General features: G+C 65.8%; 16 protein-coding genes and 1 pseudogene. 13 read left to right on the forward strand and 4 right to left on the reverse strand.

Going from position 1 to position 22678, the window contains the following annotated elements:
- Positions 1-65 precede the first annotated feature (65 nt).
- The 5 genes and pseudogenes from nrdF to ABD134_RS03795 all read left to right on the forward strand — a co-directional run bounded on the left by nrdF (position 66) and on the right by ABD134_RS03795 (position 7206).
- Positions 66-1040, forward strand: coding sequence for a class 1b ribonucleoside-diphosphate reductase subunit beta (gene nrdF, locus ABD134_RS03775; RefSeq protein WP_344227661.1), 975 nt, complete (start codon positions 66-68; stop codon positions 1038-1040).
- A gap of 267 nt (positions 1041-1307) precedes the next feature.
- Positions 1308-4388: an S-layer homology domain-containing protein gene (locus ABD134_RS03780; protein WP_344226838.1), complete on the forward strand. Its 3081-nt coding sequence runs from the start codon at positions 1308-1310 to the stop codon at positions 4386-4388.
- 49 nt (positions 4389-4437) lie between these two features.
- The gene (locus ABD134_RS03785; protein ID WP_344226840.1) at positions 4438-5304 is read left to right on the forward strand and encodes a thioesterase family protein; all 867 of its coding nucleotides are present in this window, start codon (positions 4438-4440) and stop codon (positions 5302-5304) included.
- A 1-nt stretch (position 5305) separates the two neighbouring features.
- Positions 5306-6088, forward strand: coding sequence for a lipoate--protein ligase family protein (locus tag ABD134_RS03790; RefSeq protein WP_344227663.1), 783 nt, complete (start codon positions 5306-5308; stop codon positions 6086-6088).
- A gap of 117 nt (positions 6089-6205) precedes the next feature.
- Positions 6206-7206, forward strand: a pseudogene (locus ABD134_RS03795) (IS481 family transposase).
- Positions 7207-7293: 87 nt separating this feature from the next.
- Here ABD134_RS03795 and ABD134_RS03800 read toward each other — a convergent pair.
- Genes ABD134_RS03800 through ABD134_RS03810 form a run of 3 tightly spaced genes read right to left on the reverse strand, consistent with a single transcriptional unit; the run spans position 7294 to position 9709 of the window.
- On the reverse strand, positions 7294-7914 hold the full coding sequence (locus ABD134_RS03800) for a uridine kinase (protein ID WP_344226842.1): 621 nt from the start codon (positions 7912-7914) through the stop codon (positions 7294-7296).
- A gap of 56 nt (positions 7915-7970) precedes the next feature.
- Positions 7971-8618, reverse strand: coding sequence for an MBL fold metallo-hydrolase (locus ABD134_RS03805; RefSeq protein WP_344226844.1), 648 nt, complete (start codon positions 8616-8618; stop codon positions 7971-7973).
- A complete protein-coding gene (locus ABD134_RS03810; protein ID WP_344226845.1) occupies positions 8618-9709 on the reverse strand; it encodes an S-(hydroxymethyl)mycothiol dehydrogenase in 1092 nt (363 codons plus the stop codon). The genes ABD134_RS03805 and ABD134_RS03810 overlap by 1 nt, the downstream gene beginning before the upstream one ends.
- Before the next feature lie 334 nt (positions 9710-10043).
- On the opposite strand from ABD134_RS03810, the gene ABD134_RS03815 reads away from it, so the two are divergent.
- The 6 genes from ABD134_RS03815 to ABD134_RS03840 all read left to right on the forward strand — a co-directional run bounded on the left by ABD134_RS03815 (position 10044) and on the right by ABD134_RS03840 (position 17724).
- Complete coding sequence (locus ABD134_RS03815; RefSeq protein ID WP_344226847.1) at positions 10044-10721, forward strand: DUF6318 family protein; 678 nt, start codon at positions 10044-10046, stop codon at positions 10719-10721.
- Positions 10722-10753: 32 nt separating this feature from the next.
- Complete coding sequence (locus ABD134_RS03820) at positions 10754-11737, forward strand: PKD domain-containing protein (RefSeq protein WP_344226849.1); 984 nt, start codon at positions 10754-10756, stop codon at positions 11735-11737.
- A 61-nt stretch (positions 11738-11798) separates the two neighbouring features.
- Positions 11799-12626 carry an SOS response-associated peptidase gene (locus ABD134_RS03825; RefSeq protein ID WP_344226851.1) on the forward strand — a complete coding sequence of 276 codons (828 nt, stop codon included), beginning with the start codon at positions 11799-11801 and terminating at the stop codon, positions 12624-12626.
- Positions 12627-12989: 363 nt separating this feature from the next.
- Positions 12990-13319, forward strand: coding sequence for a DUF6504 family protein (locus ABD134_RS03830; protein ID WP_344226853.1), 330 nt, complete (start codon positions 12990-12992; stop codon positions 13317-13319).
- Complete coding sequence (locus ABD134_RS03835) at positions 13319-17161, forward strand: DNA polymerase III subunit alpha (protein ID WP_344226855.1); 3843 nt, start codon at positions 13319-13321, stop codon at positions 17159-17161. Before ABD134_RS03830 ends, ABD134_RS03835 begins: the two co-directional genes overlap by 1 nt.
- Before the next feature lie 44 nt (positions 17162-17205).
- Complete coding sequence (locus ABD134_RS03840) at positions 17206-17724, forward strand: SRPBCC family protein (protein WP_344226857.1); 519 nt, start codon at positions 17206-17208, stop codon at positions 17722-17724.
- Here ABD134_RS03840 and ABD134_RS03845 read toward each other — a convergent pair.
- Entirely contained in the window at positions 17706-18395 is a 690-nt protein-coding gene (locus ABD134_RS03845) for a dihydrofolate reductase family protein (RefSeq protein ID WP_344226859.1), read from the reverse strand. The genes ABD134_RS03840 and ABD134_RS03845 overlap by 19 nt on opposite strands.
- A 247-nt stretch (positions 18396-18642) precedes the next feature.
- Between ABD134_RS03845 and ABD134_RS03850 the strand changes: the two genes are divergently transcribed.
- Both ABD134_RS03850 and thrS read left to right on the forward strand, forming a co-directional pair.
- Positions 18643-20415, forward strand: coding sequence for an HNH endonuclease signature motif containing protein (locus ABD134_RS03850; protein ID WP_344226862.1), 1773 nt, complete (start codon positions 18643-18645; stop codon positions 20413-20415).
- Positions 20416-20589: 174 nt separating this feature from the next.
- Positions 20590-22656 carry a threonine--tRNA ligase gene (thrS, locus tag ABD134_RS03855; protein WP_344227665.1) on the forward strand — a complete coding sequence of 689 codons (2067 nt, stop codon included), beginning with the start codon at positions 20590-20592 and terminating at the stop codon, positions 22654-22656.
- Positions 22657-22678: the final 22 nt, after the last annotated feature.

A 22678-nucleotide genomic window follows, 5' to 3' on the forward strand; every position in this document is an offset into this window, starting at 1 on the left:
CGCCCGACTGAACCACGAACCACCCGAAGCACTGCACCCTTGAAGTGAGGACGACACCTGAGATGATGGCCGACGCTGTCAAGACCCTCGAGACCGTCGAGGCAATCAACTGGAACCGCATCCAGGATGACAAGGACGTGGAGGTCTGGAATCGGCTGACTTCCAACTTCTGGCTCCCAGAGAAGGTGCCGCTGTCCAATGACATCCAGTCCTGGGCCACGCTGTCCGAGGACGAGAAGACCCTCACCATGCGGGTCTTCACCGGGTTGACCCTGCTGGACACCATCCAGGGCACCGTGGGCGCCGTCTCCCTCATCGCGGACTCGCTGACCACCCACGAGGAGGCCGTCTACACGAACATCGCGTTCATGGAGTCGGTGCACGCCAAGAGCTACTCATCGATCTTCTCCACGCTCTCCAACACCAAGGAGATCGACGACGCGTTCCGTTGGTCCCAGGAGAATGCGAACCTGCAGAGGAAGGCTCGGATCATCCTGGACTACTACCACGGTGACGATCCGCTGAAGAAGAAGGTCGCCTCCACCATCCTGGAGTCCTTCCTCTTCTATTCAGGCTTCTACCTGCCCATGTACTGGTCCTCCCGCGCCAAGCTGACCAACACCGCGGACCTGATCCGTCTCATCATCCGCGATGAGGCCGTGCACGGGTACTACATCGGCTATAAGTACCAGCGCGGCTTGGAGAACGAGTCGGCAGAGCGCCAGCAGGAGCTCAAGGACTACACCTTCGAGCTCATGTTCGAACTGTACGAGAACGAGGTCCAGTACACCCATGACCTCTACGATTCCGTCGGCCTGGCCGAGGACGTCAAGAAGTTCCTGAACTACAACGCCAACAAGGCCCTGATGAACCTCGGTTACGAGGGGATGTTCCCCGCGGCCGTCACCGATGTGAATCCGGCCATCCTCTCGGCGCTGTCCCCGAATGCGGATGAGAACCACGACTTCTTCTCCGGTTCCGGATCCTCCTACGTGATCGGCAAGGCTGAGACCACGGAAGACGATGACTGGGACTTCTAAGAACTGCGGCGAGCTCTGACAGCCATCCGCCGGCGGCGCGCATAGGGACACCGGGTCCACCCTTGTGGGGGGCCCGGTGTCCCTTCGTCTTGTCTTGGCTTGGCCTGGTCATCAGCGCCAACCGCGGAGTGAACTCTGTGTGAAGGCTGAGACCAAAGGGACAAAAGTGATTACAAGTCAATAAACGCTTGATAACCTAGCTGTGGCGTGGAGGGGAAATCCCACGTCCACGTCCATCGCTCTGCACCACTTGAGGGAAAAACTGATATGTCCCGGACGCTCCACCCTGTCCTGAAGGCCGGCGCCGCCACCGCCCTGGCCCTCACACTCACCGCCACCACCGTCCTGCCGGCCACGGCCATGCCCGTGGTTCCGGACACCACTGCTGCTCCGGAGGTGACCACGGGCACCAGCGAGAGTGCCGTTGACCCTGCCGTCGAGTCAGGAGAGGTGGCTTCTGAGGTCAAGGGTGCCGAGGAGCAGTCCATTGCCCTCGGTGGCATTGACCCCGAGGCGCTCCCCGCGGTGACGGACACCCCTGAGTCGACACCGGCTCCTGATGTGACGGACGTCCCTGACTCACCCAGTCTTGACAGCACCGAGACGTCTGACAGCAACGAAGCGCCTGACAGCACCCAGGCGCCTGACAGCACGCCAGTTCCCTCGGTCACGGACACCCCTGATGTCGCCGAGCCGACGGCGTCCTCGGCACCCGAGGCCAGCGACGCCGCCATCGAGTCCGCGGCCACCGAGCCCGACGTCGCGCTGATGTCCTCGACGCTCTCGGCCCGGTCGGCCCCCGCGTCCGGCACCGCACCGAAGTCCACGGGCAGCGTGTCGCAGCCCTCCGACGTCGTGATCCGGGAACTGCGGGCCAAGGCCGAGAGCACCCCCGCTGCCACTGACACCGACGCCGCCGCTCCGGCCGCCCCCGAGGCGGAAGAACTGGTCGACTCCGTCTTCGACGTCGCCCTCTCGTCTACGCGCGACGTCGAGGTCGAGCGGATCGCAGCCCTGACCCAGCCGGTGGAGACCATGGACTTCATCGTCGCGGGCGTGACGTGGGACATCATGGAGGCGGACCCTGTCACCGACGTGTCCCTGCGCGTGCGAGAGGCCGGGGAGTGGACCGACTGGAACAGCATGGAGATCCACGACGGCGATGAGGCGCCCCATGCGGACCGCGTGGGCACCGAGCCGTTGATCTCCAGCGGTGGCGACGCCATCCAAGTTCGCGTGACCACGGCGGACGGCGAGGTTCCCTCGGGACTGAAGCTCGAGCTCATCGATCCCGGCACGGCCGAGACCGACGGCAAGCTGGAAGCCGCTTCCTCCGCCTCAGGCGACCTGGCGGAGATCGAGCAGCAGGCCGGCCTGGCCAGCCAGGAGTCCGCACCGTCCACCCAGGGTGCAGCGGCCGTACCAGCCGCTTCCCTCGGTACGGGCAGCGACGCGGCCTTCACGCCCGCCGTCCACCAACAGCAGGGACTGATCACCGGGACCGCCCAGGCCACCGCCACGGCCAACGCCTCGGCCGATGCGATCAAGCCGAAGATCATCACCCGCGCACAGTGGGGCGCCAACGAGTCCTGGGTCAACGACTGGGGAACCCCGTCGGCGGACCTCCAGGCCATGTACGTGCACCACACGGCCGGTTCGAACAACTACACCGAGTCCGGTGCCTACGCCCAGATCCGGGGCATCTACAGTTATCACGCCCGCAGCCTGGCGTGGGGGGACATCGGCTACCAGTTCCTGGTGGACAAGTACGGCAACATCTTCCAGGGCCGCCGTGGATCGATCGAGAAGCCCGTCCAGGGAGCTCAGGCCGGTGGGTTCAACTCGGACACCATCGGCATCTCCGCCATGGGCAACTATGACATCGCCTCGGCCCCGGCACCCATGGTGCGGGCCATCGAGAAGGTGCTCGCCTGGCAGGCCTACCGGTATGACGTGGACCCGTCGGCCACAACCACGTTGACTCAGCGGGGAAAGAGCACCGCCCGGTGGAGTGACGGCACCAGGGTCACTGTTCCCACCATCCTGGGGCACACGGTCACCAATACCACCGCTTGCCCAGGCCGGTACCTGAACGCCCAACTGCCGACCATCCGCAAGAACGTGGACCGCCTGGTGGCTGCCGCCGGGGCCAATCAGAAGCCCGGCACTCCGTCCTTGCCGTCCAACCACTACCGGTTGGGCAGCCCGGGGACGCAGGCCACCGCGTACTGGAACGCGGTCTCCGGGGCGGATCAGTACCAGATCATGTATCGCGCTGTTTCGCAGGGTGGCGGGGCGATCTCCAACCAGGCGTGGACCGCCGGCAAGACCGTGACGGGCACGAGCACGCTGCTGTCCAACGCCCCCGGTGAGACGGCCCAGTATGCCGTCCGTGCCCTTCGCGGCGGAGTCGCCGGTGCCCAGCGATACCTCGGACAGCACACCGCTCCGCTGAGCTGGTCCGATGCTGATATCTTCTACGGCAACGGCACGACTCGGGTCTCCGCAGGCGTCCAGGCCGACGCCACGGGGGAGGCCATCAGGATCGAGAACGCCGGCCAGGCCGACCGGGTGGTCGTCACAGCCCAGGTGGCTTCAGGGACGGCCAACATCCGCGTGGAGCGCGGAGGCAAGAGGGCGGGCCGGCTACAGATCAAGGCGGGCGGCTCGACCGTCTGCGCCATCAATGTGGGCCAGGGCTCCAACATCCGCCTCGAGTTGGAGAACAATGCCACGGTGACGTACACGTCGGTGGCGCTCACCCGGTCGGGACAGACGCGGGATCTGGCCACGACGGCCAGCCGCTGCGACGCCACCTTCTCCGACGTCACCAGTGATGACGCGGCCTTCGAAGCGGTGGACTGGATGAAATGGAGCGGAGTCTCGACCGGTTATGCCGGGGACAACACGTATCGGGCGGGCCGCAGCATCAACCGTGGGGAGTCGGTCGCCTTCCTGTACCGATACCTGGATCCGAATCACACCCCCGCTTCCCAGCAGCCGTTCAAGGACGTGGCCAAGGGCAGCAGCTTCTACGGTGCCATCAGCTGGGCCAAGGACTCGAAGGTCGCGCTCGGTCACGCCAGCGGTGAATTCGGTGTCTATGACAATGTCACCCGCGGCGAGTTCGCCTCCTTCCTCTATCGGGCGGCCAAGCCGAAATGGTCTGCGCCGAACGTCAAGTCGTTCAAGGATGTACCGGTGGGCAGTACGCACCACGCCGCGATCGCCTGGATGAAGGACATCGGACTGACCACCGGATATGCGGATGGCAACTTCCGTCAGCACCAGTCCATCACCCGCGGTGAGGTCGCCCGGATCCTCCACCGGTTCGACCAGGGCCGGTAACAGGCGCCCGGATCGGGGCACCCGGCGCCGTTCTGGCAGGATGGAGGACATGACTTCCACCACCATGGCCGGCGGTTCCGGCATCGAGGGGCACGACGTCGGCGCCAACTTCCAGCGGACCTCGCCTCCCAGCGTGGTGGACGGGGCGCGCACCTCGGAGTTCGACTCGCTGGTCCATGCCCAGGGGACGTGGCGAGACGACGAGCTGCATATGGCCCCCGTCTCCGGACTGATGACGGCAGAGATCCTGGCCCATGATCCGCGTCCCGAGCTGCGGTTGGCCCGGTTGTCCTTCGAGATCCTCGGAACATTGCATTACGGGCCCCTGACGGTCACCACCCGTACCGTGCGCCCCGGGCGGACCATCGAACTGGTGGAGTCGACCCTGGTGGCCCAGGGCCGCGCCGTTCTGGTGGCCCGGGCCTGGCGCCTCGTCACCTCAGACACGGCCGGCGTGGCTGTCACGAACGACTCCGCCCTCACCCCCGTGCACCAGAGCCGGCCGTTCCCGGCGATGGAGCAGCGGTGGCCCGGCGGCTACATCAAGTCGCTGGAGATGCGGGTGGCCCCGGACCATGCCCCGGGGCACGGGCGCTGTTGGTCCACCACTGCGGTGGACATGATTGCGGGCGAACCGACCAGTGACCTCGTCCGACTGATGGGGATGGCGGACACCTCCAACGGGGTCGCCCCCGTGCTGGACGCCGGACCTGGCGGCTACGGCTTCCCGAACGTCGACCTGCAGATCCACCTCTACCGTGACCCTGTGGGTCCATGGCTGGGCTACGCGACCACCTCGAACATGGGCTCGGACGGGATCGGGCTGACTTCCTCCGTACTCCATGACGAACGGGGCCCGTTCGGCCGATCCGAGCAGATCCAGACGGTGCGGAAGGTCCCCTCCCGCGATGCTTGAGATGGTCCAGCCGTCGGCTCGGCACGCAGCCCCGCCGGTCGTGCTGCAGTGGACCCGGCAAGGGCCATCTCTGGGCCCGTCAGAGGACCTCGATTACGGGATCACCCTGCTCCGTGCCGCCCAGAGCGGAGTGGCCAGTTCACCGATGGTCCGCGTCTACCGCCCCGCCCCCACTGTGGCCTTCGGCCAGAGGGACACCCGGCTGCCCGGCTTCACTCGAGCCCAGCAGGCATGCCGCGCCCACGGTTTCGCCCCCGTGGTCCGGCGTGCGGGCGGTCGTGCCGCGGCCTATCACGCCGGCAGCGTGGTGGTGGATCACATCCAGCGTGACCAGGACGCCATGCAGGGATTCCAGGACCGTTTCGCCGGATTCGGTGAGATGTTCGCACAGGTATTCCGGAGCGCTGGGGTACCGGCCGCCGTCGGGGAGATTCCAGGCGAGTACTGCCCGGGGGAGTACTCGGTACACACGCCGCTGCCGTCCGGGCCGGACGGTGCCGAGCGTGGTCCGGTGAAATTGGCGGGTACGGCGCAGCGGGTCGTCAAGGGCGCGTGGTTGTTCTCGTCATCGATCGTGGTCGAGGATCCCGCGCCGATCCGGGCCGTGCTCGTGGATGTCTACGAGGCACTCGGCCTGGACTGGGATCCGGCGACCGCGGGAGCGGCCACGGACGCCGTCCCGGGGCTGGATGTGGAGACGTTCGCGGCCGGGCTGCGCGCGGCCTACCAGCCCGTCGAAGACCGGCCCTGGGCTGATCTGCTTGAGGCGGTTCCGCCCCGCTAGGTGTGATGTCCAGGGACGTTGTTTCGGTGATGGGGCGTTGAAGAGCTGACGAGGGAAGGCCTCCTGGTGCTGGAGTGGAGCTGTCTAGGAACCGTTCCACGAGCCCAGGAGGCCTTCGTGTCCCACGCTAACGCTGCACTGACCCCTCGCGCCCGTCTTCGCTTGGCCAGGTTGATCGTCCAGGACGGCTGGTCCGTCACTGCGGCGGCGAAGATGTTCATGGTCTCGTCCGTCACGGCACGGAAATGGGCGGCCCGGTACCGGGCCGAAGGTTCGGCAGGAATGACGGACCGGTCCAGCCGGCCTCGCCGGATGCCGTCGAAGACACCTCCGGGCCTGGTGAAGCGGATCGTGAAGGCGAGGTGGCGGCGGCGGCTCGGGCCGGTGCAGATCGGCGGTGAGCTGGGCATTGCCGCATCGACGGTGCACGCAGTGCTCGTACGGTGCAGGATCAACCGGCTCTCCCGCATCGACCGCGTCACCGGGGAACCGATCCGCCGCTACGAGCACGAGCATCCCGGATCGATGATCCACGTCGACGTGACCAAGTTCGGCAACATCCCCGACGGTGGCGGCTGGCGCTATGTCGGGAAGCAGCAAGGCGACCGCAACCGCGCCGCGACGCCGGGCACACCGCGCTCCGCGGGACGGGCGCCGCTGCTGGGCACGGCCTTCGTGCACACCGTCATCGATGACTGCTCCCGCGTGGCCTATGCGGAAATCCATGCCGACGAAAAGGCCGTCACTGCGATCGGCGTCCTTGAACGCGCCGTCGCCTGGTTCGACGACCAGGGGGTGGTTGTCCAGCGGGTCTTGTCCGACAACGGCTCCGCCTACAAGTCCCACGCGTGTCCCACGCGTGGGCCAATGCCTGCAGGACGCTCGGGATCACCGCGAAGAAGACCCGCCCCTACCGGCCGCAAACCAACGGGAAAATCGAGCGGTTCCACCGCACCCTCGCCGACGGCTGGGCATACGCCCGCTTCTACCCATCAGAAACCGAACGCCGACAAGCGTTGCCCGGCTGGATCCACTTCTACAATCACCACAGGCACCACTCCGCAATCGGAGCCCCACCCACCAGCAGACTCAACAACCTGCCTGGACATCACAGCTAGGTCATCCGCTTGGTCGTCCGGTGATCCGCCTGGTTCGCCTCGTAGGCCGGCGCTGTGGCGGTCTGCGGGTGCGTTGGCGCCGCGCCGTCAGCGCGCTGCGAGACGCCGATGCAGCTCGCGCTTCGGCACCGGGGTGAAGCCGGCATCCAGATAGTGGTCGCGGATCTCCCGTTCCCTGCGGAGGAGGGACCAGCCCCGCTGGATGAGGAAGGGGACCGGCTTCCGGCGTTCCGCGAGGTCGCGCGCCAACCGGCGGGCCGCCGTCGTGAGCCGTTGCTGGTCGATGTACCAGGCCTGGAAGTCGACACCGAGCCGGGTGAGGATGCGGGGGAGCTCTGCAGCGAAGATGCCCTCTGCGACGATCGGTCCTCCGGCCAACTCGAGGTCCACGTAGCCGGTGATGGAGGACGTGGTGATGGAGTAGTCGGGCACGCGGGTGCGGCCGGTCTCCCGAAGTTCGATGATCGCGTCCACGGCGGCGCGTGCATTCCACGTCAGCGGGTGGTCCCAATCGATCTCACCGTAGGCGGTGCGGGGGAACGAGTACTCCGGGTCACCCTTCTGATCCTCGGAGATCTCCCGGTAGAAGGAGTCCAACAGCAGGTGCGGACGGCCGTAGGTGCGGGCCAGATAGGACTTTCCCGAACCGGAGGCCCCGCCCAAGAGGACGAGGCCCCCGGAAGGGTGCTCGGATGATGCGGCACTCACAGAGTCGGTGTTCCCGTCGGAGACTGAAGGCGCCTGATGGGAAACCGGCCCGGCGGTCAGTGACCGCGGTCGATCCACTCCTGCAGGTGCGGGGCTTCGGCGCCGATCGTGGTGGAGTCCCCGTGGCCGGTATAGACCGTGGTCTCATCCGGCAGCGTCAACAGCCGGTTCTCGATCGACTCCACGATGGTACCGAAGTCCGAATAAGACCGCCCCGTGGCACCCGGTCCGCCCTGGAAGAGGGTGTCGCCGGAGAAGACGACGCCCTGGGTGCCGGACTCGCTGACCAGTTCCGGTGAGTGGAAGCAGACCGAGCCGGGGGAGTGCCCCGGGGTGTGCAGTGCGGTGAGCTGGATGCCCGCCACGGTGAACGCCTCGCCGTCGGCGATGGTGCCGTCAGGGGCCTGATCCGGGTAGACGGTGTCCCACAGCATCCGGTCGGCCTCGTGCAGCAGCACGGGGGCGTCCACGAGGGAGCGGAACACCTGGACGGCGCGGATGTGGTCGTCGTGTCCATGGGTCAGCAGGATGGCCAGGACCTGGCGTCCGTTGACGGCCTTCTGCACCTCCAGGGCGTCGTGGGCGGGATCGATGACCACGCAGGTCTCGTCGTCGCCGACAATCCACACGTTGTTGTCCACCTCCCAGGTGCCCCCGTCCAGGGAGAAGGTGCCGGAGGTGACGATCTTGTTGATGCGAGCCATCAGAGCACCACCACCGAGCGGAGGACGTCACCGGAGTGCATCTTGGCGAAGGCGGCCTCGACGTCGCCGAGACCGATGGTCTCGGTGACGAAGGCATCCAGGTCGAGGCGGCCCAGGTTGTACTGGTCGACCAGCATCTGGAAGTCGCGGGACGGCAGGCAGTCCCCGTACCAGGAGGACTTCAGGGATCCGCCGCGGCCGAAGACGTCCAGCAGGGGCAGTTCCAGCTGCATCTCCGGCGTCGGGACGCCGACGAGGACGACGCGTCCGGCGAGGTCGCGGGCGTAGAAGGCTTGCTTGTAGGTCTCGGGGCGGCCGACGGCGTCGATGACGAGATCGGCGCCGAAGCCTCCGGTGAGGGCCTGGATGGCCTCCACGGCATCCTGCTCCTTGGAGTTGACCGTGTGGGTGGCTCCGAGCTCGACGGCCTTGTCCAGCTTCCGTTGGTCCAGGTCCACGGCGATGATGGTGGTGGCCCCGGCCAGTTTGGCGCCGGCGATGGCGGCCGTGCCGACACCGCCGCAGCCGATGACGGCAACGGACTCGCCACGCTTGACCTCACCGGTGTTGATGGCGGCACCGATGCCGGCCATGATGCCGCAGCCGAGTAGCCCGGCGGCGGCGTTCTGCTCGTCGGAGACACCCTCGACCTTGGTGCACTGGCCGGCGGCGACCAGGGTCTTCTCGGCGAAGGCGCCGATGCCCAGGGCCGGGTCCAGTTCGGTGCCGTCCTCAAGGGTCATCTTCTGGGTGGCGTTGTGGGTGTTGAAGCAGTACTGGAGCTGCCCCTTTTTGCAGGCGCGGCACTCGCCGCAGACAGCCCGCCAGTTGAGGATGACCTTGTCACCGACGGTCACGTCCGTGACGCCCTCACCGATCTGGGACACGATGCCGGTTGCCTCGTGGCCGAGCAGATAGGGGTAGTTGTCACCGATGCCGCCCTGGACATAGTGCAGGTCGGTGTGACACACACCGCAGGTGAGGATGTCGACGACGGCTTCACCCGGACCCGGATCCGGAATGACGATGGTCTCGATGCTGACGGGGGCGTCCTTCGCCGTGGCGACGACCGCCTGGACCTTCTGGGGCACGGTGCTGCTCCTTCCGGGGCCCGCGGTGGGGCAGGGCTCCGACTCGTGAATGGTTTCGAACCCATCCCATCACATCTGACGCGGTGTGGGTGGCACGTTCCCTGTGAGACGTATCCGAAGCCTTCGGATTTGTGTTGTGGATATCTGTGACGTGGTTCATGGGGGTCTGTTTAGACTGTGGGGCAGTGCTGGATGGGCGGGATCTGTCTGGGCTGCAGAGTTGGTGAATGTTGGCAAGCCGTGGGGACGGCGTACTGCCTCATCTGGGGATCATGCGCGATGTGGTTTTCGGGTTCGTGGTCGGTGGCCCTGTGGCCTTGAGGGAGGGGTCTGCATGACCGATCCGGTGAATCGTCCTGTCCGACTGGCTGGCCTGGCCGGTGTGGTGGCCGTGGGTTTGGTGTTGGCCGGTTGTTCCGGTGATGGGGGAGAGGAGCAGTCGGCCTCCGCTGCGCCGAGTGCTTCGTCGGTGTCGAGTGAACCTGCCTCACCCGAGGGATCTTCGAGTGCGTCGCCAAGTTCGTCCGCATCGGGATCGTACGAGCCGGCCACCGAGACTTCGCCAGCCAAGAACGTGCCGGTGCCCGAGACGCCCGAAGCGGCAAAGCAACCCACTCAAGAAGGGCTTGAAGCCGCAGTCGAATACTGGTGGGAAACCGAGCATTTTCTTAAAGCCACTGGCGACTCCAGCCCTATGGGGGATGTTTCCAACGACGACTGCATCGCATGCCAAGACCTTATTGAGGACTGGACCTGGGTGTATGGGGAGGGAGGTTGGGCCATGGTGGGCGCTGCCGACATCGATGTCCGCGTAGCAAGTGTTGACGATGTTGGTGGCACCTTCATCTTCTTCACATCAGAGGAGCCCGGCGAAGTTTTCCAGCCAGATGGAACCCGCGTCGAAGATGCGAGCTCGACTGGATCTAAGGACATTCCCTGGACTGGATCGGCGACGTTTGACGAAGAGTCTGAGGTCTGGCGGATCGATGAACTGTCAGTCGAAGGTTCGTGACAATGGAGAGATTTCGGCTTCCACTACTTGCCGTGTTGGTTGTTTCCTTTATTCTCACACTGCCGCTTGGGGTTGCTCCTTCGTCAGGCGTAGCTGTCACGGTAACTAAGAACTGGGACGACATCCATGCGAATACGGGAGAGAACACTGTCGATGTCACGGTTTCGTCGGAAACCACTGAGGAATCAGACCTGAATACAGGTGCTGGGTCGCCGGGAAGTGAACGTGTGGGCTCTCTAGTAGATCAATCGTCCGAGAGTCAAGAACCATTGGACCCGAAGCGAATCATATCCATTACGCAGCCTTATTGCTTTACCTTGGGTGGTACTGGGCAACTCGATTGTTTTGAAGCAGCCTCGATTGTCTGTGGAGACGAAGGAAGCCAATGGGTGATTCAGGCACAGTACCCGGCGAATAACCTTCCTGCTATCGAGCGGGTTGGCTCACCGTATTGTTCGGATCCCGCCGGACCGGTTGTATCGGACCCCGCTTCCGGGACCCCGGATGCTCCGCCGATGCCGGTGGTGACGTTGTCCGATTTCCGTGCCTTAGATATTGCCCCCTCGAAGATTGAGTCTGATTCCGGGGGCTTCGGCCTGATCCGTGGGAACACCAACTTCTTCGCGACTGAGGAAAACCAGACGCTAAACACCACGATGCTGGGTCAGCAGGTGGCGATTCAGGCAGTGCCGGTGCAGTGGACCTGGGACTACGGGGACGGCTCGGAGCAACTGTCGAATCCGTACCCGGGTGGGCCACAGGTGGAGTTCAATCAAGAGACCACCACCAGCCACGTCTATGAGGACACCGGTCAGTACCCCGTGGGGCTGACGACGTCCTACCGGGGCCAATTCTCTGTCAACGATGGTCCCTGGATCGCGATCCCGGGCACCGCCGAGATCCCGAGTGAAGCGGTCACTGCGGACATCTGGCGGTCGCAGTCCAAGAACGTCGCCGACGACTGCCATGAGAACCCCGAGGGCTGGGCCTGCGGCAGCCCGTTCGTCGAAGATTGATCGTTGGAGGTTGATCCACGGCGGTTGACCGTCCGATGAGGGATTGCGGCAGACTGAAGCCATGTGTGGACGGTATGTGATGGCCAGGGCCATCGGAGACCTGGTGGCGGACTCGGGTGCGGACGTCGACGAGGAACTGGTGTTGCCACCGAATTGGAATGTGGCGCCCACCGATGACGTGGCCGTGGTGCTGGAACGTGCCGTGCCGACGTCGGGCTCCGAGGCTGGAACGCGCCGGGAGATCCACGTGGCCCGGTGGGGCCTGGTCCCGCCGTGGGCCAAGGACCTGTCCGTCGGCTCGAGAGCTTTCAACGCGCGGTCTGAATCCGTCACGGAGAAGCCGACGTTCCGCTCCGCGGTGAAGGCCCGCCGCTGTGCCGTCCCCGTGGACGGCTATTACGAATGGCTCAAGCCGGACATGGGCGCACCCAAGTCTGCGAAGAAGCGTCCCTTCTACGTCCACTCCGCAGACGGCTCGCCGACCTACTTCGCGGGACTCTACGAGTGGTGGAGGGACGAATCCATGCCGGAGGGTGATCCGGGACGGTGGCTGCTGAGCTGCACCATCCTCACGGGGCCCTCGCCGGACGCCGCTGATCTCGAGTCGGCCCGGAGGGGCGGTGTGAACCAGGCGGGGCTCGGCATCCTGGAGCAGCTGGGTGGACTGCACGACCGGCTCCCGCTGCCCCTGGACCGAGACTCCCTGGACGCCTGGCTGGACCCCGTGAAGCTCCCATCCGCGGAGGCGGCCGAGGCTCTGGTGGCTCAGGTGCGCGAGCAGGCCTATCGGACCGCGTCCGCCTGGACTCTTGATGAGGTGGGCACTGCTGTCGGCAACGTCCGCAATAATGGTCCGGAGCTCATCGAACCCCTGGAATCCCTGCTCTGACGGCTTTGATGTTCCGGCTCTAGCCAGGCTCCGTTCTACATCCGCCGGGCCCATGTCAGCCCCGGATTCGGGCACTGACCCCGCCCCGGATCCCTATCGTGTCCGGGCTCTGCCCTAGCCTCATTCTTGGTTTTAGAACACATGTTCGAATACCATGGTGGGGTGCGGCCGGTCCTTCCCGTCGGCCGTTTCACTTCCCACCGCCCCACCGGACAGCCCCGGTTTCGGGTCCGCCGTTCCTTCCCAGACGGCAGGGCACGACGCCGGCCCGGGCTGCTTCCGGACGAACCCGCCGGCCACGTGCCGGAGGGCGGAAGAACGGCATGAGAAGTCACGACGAGAACAGGGCAGGAATCACGTCCCATGGGAATCTTCACTCAATCGGTCGCCGTTGGATGCACCACGGCAGGGGCGCCGGAGCGCCTGGAATGGAACGGCCGTATCTACGCACTGGCGGCCGAGCCGGTGCGCTGGTACGAGCGGCGCAAGTGGTGGACCGAGGAACGCCGGGCAGAGCGGGGCCGTGGTGCCGGTCTGGTGGACCACGAGGTCTGGCGGGTCCAGGTGCGCCTGGAGAAGGCACGCAACGCACCCTTGCTGACCTTGGATCTCTCCCACCATGTCGACTCCGGCCGCTGGCGGTTGGTCCGCATCCATGACGGCGCCGCCGTGCGCCTCAAGGAGAGTGCTTGATGGGCGCTACCCCGGGCTTTCCGCATCTGCACGTGGCCAGTGCCTTCAGTTCCCATTACGGGGTGTCCTGGCCCGCTGAGCTGGCTACAGCCGCCGCCGCGGACGGCGCGGAGGTGCTGGCCTGCACTGACCGGGACGGGCTCTACGGCACGGTCAAGCATGTCAGCGCCTGCCTGGAGCAGGGGCTGGACCCGGTGATCGGGGTGGACCTCGCGGTGACCTGGGGCAAGCAACGGTCGAATCCCGCTGGCCGGGTGGTCGTGCTGGCCCGAGGCGGCACACAGGGCACGGGATACCGAGCGCTGGTCCGACTCATCTCGGCAGCGCATGCCCACACCACGGGTGGCTCTGCCGGGGGAACGCCGTACGTCACGATGGCCGAACTGGCTGAGTGGTCCGCCGGCAGGCACCACGGTGCCCCGCCGGAACTGTTCGTGCTGCTGGGGCCGGGATCCGACGTCGGACGGCTGATGGCCGCGCGTAAGTACACGGCCGGCCGGGCGCTGTTGCGCCAGTGGAAGGCCGCACTGCCCACCGGATCCCTGCGGGTGGAGGTGGTCTGCCATCTCTCTGCGCCGGGGGAGAAGCTGTCAGCCGCCCACGCCGTGAAGATGTTGCGTGCCGCCCGGGAGGTCAAGGTGCCAGCGGTGCTGACCAACGCGGTGCGCTATGCGACCCCGGACGGGGCCGCCACCGCGGACGTCCTGGACGCCGCCCGGGCCCTGAGCTCCCTCGAGGCCCTCACCGACCTGCAGCCCAACGGGCAGGGCTGGCTGAAGCCCGCGGAGTCCATGCACCGGATCGCCCTGGAGATCTGCGAGGCGGCGGGGTCCGGGACGGACGGGCGGGCCGGCGGCAGTGCTGAGGGGGTCACGGCCCTGTTGGATGACACCTATGCCCTGGCCGATGTCTGCCGCATGGACCCCGGTCCGGACCTGGGCTGGAGGCAGCCCACCGTACCGGAGGCCTCGGTCATCGGGATCACCGGGGACCCGGTCAGCGAACTGTGGAACCGCACTCTCGACAGGGTCGGCGACCGCTTTCCGGACCTCTATACCGGCACCCGTTTTGCGTCGTCGACAGCAGGCCAGGACCTGGAGAAGCGGTTGGAACATGAGCTGGGCATCATCAACCGGCTCGGCTTCGCCAGCTACTTCCTGACCGTGGCCGAGGTGGTGGAGATGATCGAGAAGATGGGAGTGCGGGTCTCGGCACGTGGATCCGGGGCCTCGTCGTTGGTCAATTACCTGTTGCGGATCTCAAACGTGGACCCCATGCAGCACGAGCTGATCTTTGAACGTTTCCTCTCCAACGACCGCTCGACCCTGCCGGACATCGACATCGACGTGGAATCGGCCCGCCGGCACGATGTCTACCATGCGATGTTCGAGCGTTTCGGGGCTGAACGCACCACGCTCATGAGCATGCAGAACGGTTACCGCGCCCGAGGAGCGGTGCGTGACGCCGGGATGGCACTCGGCATGGAACCGGGGCAGGTGGACACGATCGCCAAACAACTGTGGCGGTTCTCGGCATCGAGCTTCCGCGAGGCCATGGACCGGATGCCGGAGTTGCGCGGTTTCGCGGAACAGGTCGAGTCAGGCCGGGCCGCCGGACAAGAGCAATTGGACCTGCTGGTGGACCTCACCGAGCGACTGGACCGGCTGCCACGGCACATCGCCATGCACCCGTGCGGGGTGATCCTCGGAGACACCACCCTGCTGGACCGGACGCCGCTGCAGCCCTCCGGGATCAACCTGCCGATGAGTCAGTTCGACAAGCACGACATGGACCCCATGGGCATGCTCAAGCTCGACGTGCTCGGAGTGAGGATGCAGTCGACCATCGCCTACACGCTGGCCGAGATCGAGCGGACCACGGGGAGGACGGTGGACCTCGAGCAGGTGCCCCTCGACGACGAGTCGACCTTCGAACTGATCCGGACCACGCATACCCTGGGCATCTTCCAGATCGAATCACCGGGCCAGCGTGAGCTGATCGGGAAGATGGCGCCCGTGGAATTCAATGACCTGACCATCGACATCTCGTTGTTCCGGCCCGGTCCCATGCAGTCGGACATGGTGCGGCCCTTCCTTGAGCAGCGCCACGGTTTCTCTCAGGCCCGGTATCCTCACCCGGACCTGGAACCCGTGCTGGCCGAGACGCACGGGGTGACGGTGTTCCATGAACAGGTGCTGCGGACCTTCGACGTGATGACCGACTGCGGGCTCGCGAAGGCCGATGAGTTCCGCCGTCAGATCGGTGGTCCACAAGAAGGGGTGGTGGAAGAGTTCTTCAGGTCGACGGCGCTGGCGAAGGGCTACCCACCGAAGGTCGTCGACGAGGTCTGGGGGACGCTGCACGCCTTCGGCTCCTTCGGCTTCTGCAAGGCTCACGGTGCCGCGTTCGCCGTTCCCACCTACCACTCGGCGTGGCTCAAGACCCACCACCCCGAGGCGTTCCTGGCCGGGATCTTCGAGCACGATCCCGGCATGTACCCCCGCCGACTGATGATCGCCGAGGCCCGCCGCATGGGCATCCCGGTGCTGCCCGTGGACATCAATGCCTCCACTGATCGGTTCAGGCTCGAGTGGGTGCCCGGTCATCCAGAGATTCCCGACGCCGGCGCCGCGCCCTTCCCAGAGAAGGTGCCGGCCGCTGGGAACCGGCCGGCCGGCGTCGGATCGAGGAATACCGCGGGGCGCTGGGGGATCCGGCTCGCACTGAACGCGCTGTCCGGACTGAGCGAGACGGAGATCAAGAGGATCGTGGCGGGGCAGCCCTATGCCTCGCTGGCCGATGTACGGGACCGGGCCCGTCCGACCCGGAGGAACTTCGAACGGCTGGCGCAGCTCGGTGCCCTGGACTGCCTCCTTCCGCCGGGTGGCGCCTCGCGCACGGACCTGGTGCACCATCTGGAACTGCAGCACGGAGGGCAAGTGGAAGGGCCCTCAGGGCGGAGGAAGCGGTCCGGGGGGCGCCAGGTCGACGGTCAGCTCTCCCTGGAGTTGCCCGATACCGAGGCGGCGGCGATCGTGCCGATGTTCCCGGAGCCGAGTAGGGACCAACGGGTGCGGACTGAGCTTGATCTGACCGCCATGGACACGACCGCCCATTTGATGGAGTCACACCGGCCGTACCTGGAGGCGCTCGGGGTGACAGCAGCGGAAGATCTGCTCGGGTTGCGGTCGCAGTCACGGGTGCTGGTGGCCGGAGTGCGGGTGGCGACGCAGACCCCGCCCATGCGCAGCGGCAAACGGGCGGTGTTCATCTCCGTGGACGATGGAACGGGTTGCGTGGATGCCTCATTCTTCACGGAGGCCCAGTATGAGACCGGTGAGATGCTGTTCTCTGCCCGGCTGATGCTGATCGAGGGCACCACGCGTCGGACCGGCCCCAAGGCCATCAGCCTGCAGGCCATTCGTGCCTGGGACTTGCACCGGCCCGAGGCCCTGCCTGATCCGGACTACCTGGAGGGCACGCGGGAGGAATGGCGTGCCTGGCTGCGCCGGGACCGGAATCGGGCGAATGCGCCAGCTGCTCCGGTGCCGTGGGGCCCTGCTGCCTCGTCAGCCGCCCAACAGCAGGACACCGGCGGCTCACGTCAGGCGGCGGGGGCCAATGCGCGACTTCCCGACATCCCGCACCATGACACCGGCGCCTGGCCGGTCAAGGTGCGCGGCCCGGTGGGAGTTCCGGAGGGTGCCTCGGCGACGGGCGGAAACCGATCTGCCTCCGCTGGCGCGTTCTCGCGGGCAGGTGTCAGATCCATCCATCGACCGGTCCCCGTGCCGCATCCGGAGACCTGGGAGTTGCTGCCGACCCCCGGTGACATCGTCTGAGCCACTTGCCCTCCGCGGGGGTCAGGACGTGCGACGATCGGACCATGACGAGCACATTCACGGTGGTGACCCCTTCGATGCACGCGACCGAGATGCTCTTCGATCTCTCCCTGAATATCGATGAGCATCTCGGATCGATGGCCGACTCCGGCGAACAGGCCATCGATGGCGTGACCTCGGGACAGATCGGTCTCGGTGAGACGGTCACCTGGCGGGCCCGGCACTTCGGGATCTGGTTCACCATGACCTCACAGATCACTGAGCATGACCGTCCCCGCCGGTTCGTCGACGAGCAGATCACCGGCCCCTTCCGCTCCTTCCGCCATGTCCCCGACTTCTCGAGCGAGGTCCACGGATCAGCCGGAGCTGGACTCGTGACGGCCGGAACCGCCCAGAGTGCGAGCACCATGACGGATACGATCACCGTGACGTCGCCCCTCTTCGGCCGCCTGGCCGAAAGGCTGATCCTGGTGCCCTACCTCCGCCGGCTGATCCGGCAGCGCAACCGGCATCTGCTCGCGGTTCTCGACGCCGAGGCCACGGCTCAACGCCAGAAGAAGTGATGCTCCATCCCACTGGGGCTCAGGACACTCTCATGATGGAAGCGGTCCTCGAAGTCCGTCGGACTGGACCACAGCCGCAGTCCTGAACCGATGTCATGGGGCGCCACGGCGATGTGCAGGTCATCCACGAGGTCCGCTTCAAGGAACTCCAGCACCGTCGTCACACCGCCACCGAGACGGACATCCTTGCCCTGGGCGGCGTCCATGGCGATCCTCAGCGCCTCGGACGGGCTGGCATCGAGGAAATGGAACGTCGTGTCGCTGAGCGAGAAGGACGGGCGCAGGTGGTGCGTCAGCACAAACACCGGAGTGCGGAACGGCGGATCATCACCCCACCAGCCCTTCCAGTCCTCGTTCGTCCAAGGGCCCCGGAACGGACTGAACTTGTGACTGCCCATGATCTCGGACCCGATGTTGTGGGTGAAGTCGCGGACGATGTGGTCGTCCACGCCCCGGGAGCCGCCGGGATCCGTCCGATTGGGCCAGCTGTCCGTGGCCCCCGCCCACCGGGTCAGGGGGCCCGGGTCCACGTGGCCGAAGGGGCGTTCCAGGCTCTGGTCTTCCCCTGCGGCGATGCCGTCCCGCGAGACGAAGAAATTCTGGACCCTGAGTCGTTGAGGCCTGCGCCTGTGAAGCGGCTCGCCGGTGGGGGAATCTGTCGTGGAAGGCATAGGTACATCCTGGTTCTGGGCTGTGTGCTCAGCAGTCGGACGCTGGTGGTTGCCCTGAGTGTAGAAACGCACGACGCCGGATGGCCAGATCCGCGGTGCGTGCCCCTTCCTGCACAGGCAACCGAAGGGAGGAAGACGTCCACATTCTGCGGTGGTGGTGTTTATCGTGTCCCAGCATCATGATCGAATATATGTACTAGAAGGCCGGGTCAGTGAGGACAGGTTAGACAGGGAAGGAGCACCCGAGATGGAGAAGGACGAGCTGGCAGAGTTGGACCTGCCCGAGCTGCTGATGGCTTCCCGTCTCATCCTGGAAGAGCTGGCGTCACGGGTGTCTCATCCTCGGTTGTCGGACGCAGTCGACCGCTTCCCGGACGGGCCGGATCATGATCGTTCCGCGGAGTGGGGGCTGTATGTCCATGCGGACAGGGTGCTCGACGAGAGGGGCGGCGCGGACCCGGATGAGTTGCTGAGTGGTGAGTCCCTGAACGACGAGGCCCTGGGTGCACCGGCGGAAGGTATGCCGGTGGGATGTCTGCCAGTCGTGCTGTCCCGGGTCGAGGAGCTCGGCCGATGGGTGGATGCGGCTCGAACGGGATTGGCGGGACATGTGGACCACGTCTTCGAGGAGCATGTGACCCGTCGTGGCCTGTTGGGGATCCCGGAGGGTAAGTGCGCCTACCGCAATGGGGCGGACTACCTGCAGCAGGTCCTTCGCATCCCCCGTCATGAGGCGAGGAAGCGTGTCCGTCGCGCTGCCCGCGTCATGCCGCGGTTATCCCAGGACCGAGCCCAGGTGATTCCAGCCGAGATGACCGCACTGGCCGGCACTGTGACCTCTGCTCAGGCCGACCTCGTCGCGGTGGACACGGTGGCTGACGCCCTCACGTCTGCTCGTGCTGACGCGGCCCGAGCCGGAGTGCCGAAGGACCACATCGACCTCTTGATCGCTGAGGGGGAGCGGGTGTTGGCGGCCCAGGCGCAGGAAATGGACCCGGATGCCGTCAGGAAGGTGTGCGCGTACTGGCGCCAACGCTTTGATGCCTTGGTGAATCCCGATGGTCTCGAGCCCACCGAGGCCCAGATGAACGCGGCCCAGGGGCTTTTCTATCACGGCAAGGGAACCGCGAACCTGCACCGTTGGTCTCTGTTGGCGACCGACGGCCAGCATGAGACGCTGAAGACCCTCGTCTCTGCCTCCTCCAACCCGCGCAGGATTGCTGACGAGCAGCCGGGTTCAGAGGTGTGGGCGGAGCACCTGGATGTAGCGGACTCGCTGGATTCCCGGAGCCGGGCCCAACGGGAATTGGACGGACTCATCAGTGCACTGACCGGTGCACTGGCCTTGACGAACCAGACAACTCCCACGGCCGAAGAGGGCGGGTCTGACCTGCCGGATGCCGCGGGTGGCGGAGTCAGGCCCCAGGTCCTGGTGACGATCGACTACGAGTCCCTGGCGGGCCACTACACGAGCGTGAAGGGTCGGGGTAGCACTGGTCACGTGATCTCCCAGGCAACCTATGCGGGGGCGGTCGATCCACAGACCATCCGGCAGAAGGCCTGTGATGCGGACCTGATTCCCATCGTGCTCGGTGGGTCAGGAGAAGTGCTCGACGTGGGCCGCTCCCAGAGGCTGTTCACCCGAAAGCTCAGACGAGCCATCGTCGCCCGAGATGGCGGATGCGCTGCACCCGCCTGTTCCATACCCGCTCCCTGGTGCGAAGCCCACCACATCCGCTATTGGGAGCATGGCGGGCCCACCAGTGTTGAGAACGGAGTCCTGCTCTGTTCACATCATCACCACGCAGTCCATGCCGGAGCATGGGAGGTCGAGGTCAAAGACGGTGTGCCCTGGTTCATCCCTGCCCGCTATCACGACCCCGAACAACGGCCTCGCCGCAACCAGTATTGGCGTCCCCGAGACCCAGGCGGCCCGGAGAGTTCTGGGCCTGAAGGCCCAGGGGAATCAGGGGAACCAGGGGGACCACGTTGCCGAGACAATCTCGATGATGCGGCGTGAACCAGCCGAACCGGCTGAACCGGCTGAACCACCACCGTCACCCTTCTGACCTTTGACTTTCTGAGACTGTCTGATCCGCGGCACACCTCCAGAGGCACCACGGCGTACACGCCATCGGACGGAGAACCGCCCATGACTGCCCTAGAATGGCCGGTGGCTGGCGGTGGCCACCGTATGCCACCAGCCCTGAAGCCCTACCCGAGGAGGAACCGGACCGTGTCCGAGGCGTCGCAGCACGAACAGATCACCATCACCGTCAACGCGGAATCGCGGGAGGTGACCTCGGGTACCACCGGCACAGAGCTCTTCTCCGATCAGAAGACCATCGTCGTGATGCGTGTGGACGGCCAACTGCAGGACCTGAGCCGTCAGGTTCCGGCTGGCGCCGACGTCGTGGGTGTGGACATCTCAGATGAGGACGGTCTCAACGTCCTGCGCCACTCGACCGCCCATGTCATGGCCCAGGCGGTCCAGCAGCTGCGGCCGGGCGCCAAGCTCGGCATCGGCCCCTACATCACGGACGGGTTCTACTTCGACTTCGACGTCGAGGAGCCCTTCACCCCGGAGGACCTCAAAACCCTCGAGAAGATGATGCAGAAGATCATCAACTCGAACCAGACCTTCGCTCGCCGCGTCGTCACCGAGGACGAAGCCCGCGAGGCGATGGCCGATGAGCGGTACAAGTTGGAACTGCTGGGCAAGCAGGAAGACGCGGACGCCGTCGGCGAAGGTGCGAACATCGAGGTCGGCGCCGGCGAGATCACCATCTACGACAACGTGGACCGCAAATCCGGCGACAGCGTCTGGTGCGACCTCTGCCGCGGCCCCCACCTGCCGAACACCAAGCTCATCTCCAACGCCTTCGCACTGACCCGTTCGGCTGCCGCCTACTGGCTGGGCAATGAGAAGAACAAGCAGCTGCAGCGCATCTACGGCACCGCCTGGCCCACCAAGGACGATCTCAAGGCGTACCAGGAGCGACTGGCCGAGGCAGAGCGCCGTGACCATCGCAAGCTGGGTGCCGAGATGGACCTCTTCTCCTTCCCGGACGAACTGGGCTCCGGCCTGCCCGTGTTCCATCCTCGCGGCGGCATCATCCGCAAGGAGATGGAGGACTACTCGCGTCAGCGTCACACCGAGGCAGGCTACGAGTTCGTCTACACCCCGCATATCACCAAGCAGCACCTCTACGAGATCTCCGGACACCTCGACTGGTATGCGGACGGCATGTTCCCGCCCATGCAGATCGACGAGCAGCGGGATCCGCTCACGAACGAGATCACCAAGCAGGGGCAGAACTACTACCTCAAGCCGATGAACTGCCCCATGCACAACCTGATCTTCGCGTCGCGGGGCCGCTCCTACCGTGAGCTGCCCTTGCGGTTGTTCGAGTTCGGGCAGGTGTACCGCTATGAGAAGTCAGGTGTGGTGCACGGCTTGACCCGCGTACGCGGAATGACGCAGGACGACGCCCACATCTACTGCACCAAGGAACAGATGAAGGAGGAGCTGTCCACCACGCTCACCTTCGTCCTGGATCTCCTCAAGGACTACGGCCTCAACGACTTCTATCTCGAACTGTCCACCAAGAACCCCGAGAAGTACGTCGGCGAGGACGCCGTCTGGGATGAGGCCACCCGCACCCTCGAGGAGGTTGCCACCGCCTCCGGCCTGGACCTCGTCCCGGATCCGGGCGGCGCCGCCTTCTACGGCCCCAAGATCTCCGTCCAGGCGAAGGATGCCATCGGCCGCACCTGGCAGATGTCCACCATCCAGCTGGACTTCAACCTGCCGGAACGCTTCGACCTCGAGTACCAGGCCGCGGATGGCACCCGCCAGCGGCCCGTGATGATCCACCGCGCCCTCTTCGGGTCCATCGAACGCTTCCTCGGCGTGCTGACCGAGCACTACGCCGGGTCCTTCCCGGCTTGGCTGGCCCCGGAGCAGGTCGTGGCGATCCCGGTCGCGGAGGCCTTCAACGACTACCTGGCCGAGGTGGTCACCCAGCTCAAGGCCCAGGGCATCCGGGCCCGCCTCGATGATGGTTCCGACCGCTTCCCGAAGAAGATCCGCACCGCCTCCAAGGAGAAGGTGCCGTTCGTGCTCATCGCCGGGGGCGAGGACGCTGAAGCAGGAGCGGTCTCCTTCCGGTTCCGGGACGGCAGCCAGGACAACGGCGTGCCCGTGAGCGAAGCCGTCGAACGCATCGTGAACGCCGTGAGGAACCGGGAGACCCAGTGACCCCGGAGCCGAGCCCGAGGGG

The organism is Citricoccus alkalitolerans (genome assembly GCF_039528175.1).
Lineage (GTDB): Bacteria > Actinomycetota > Actinomycetes > Actinomycetales > Micrococcaceae > Citricoccus > Citricoccus alkalitolerans.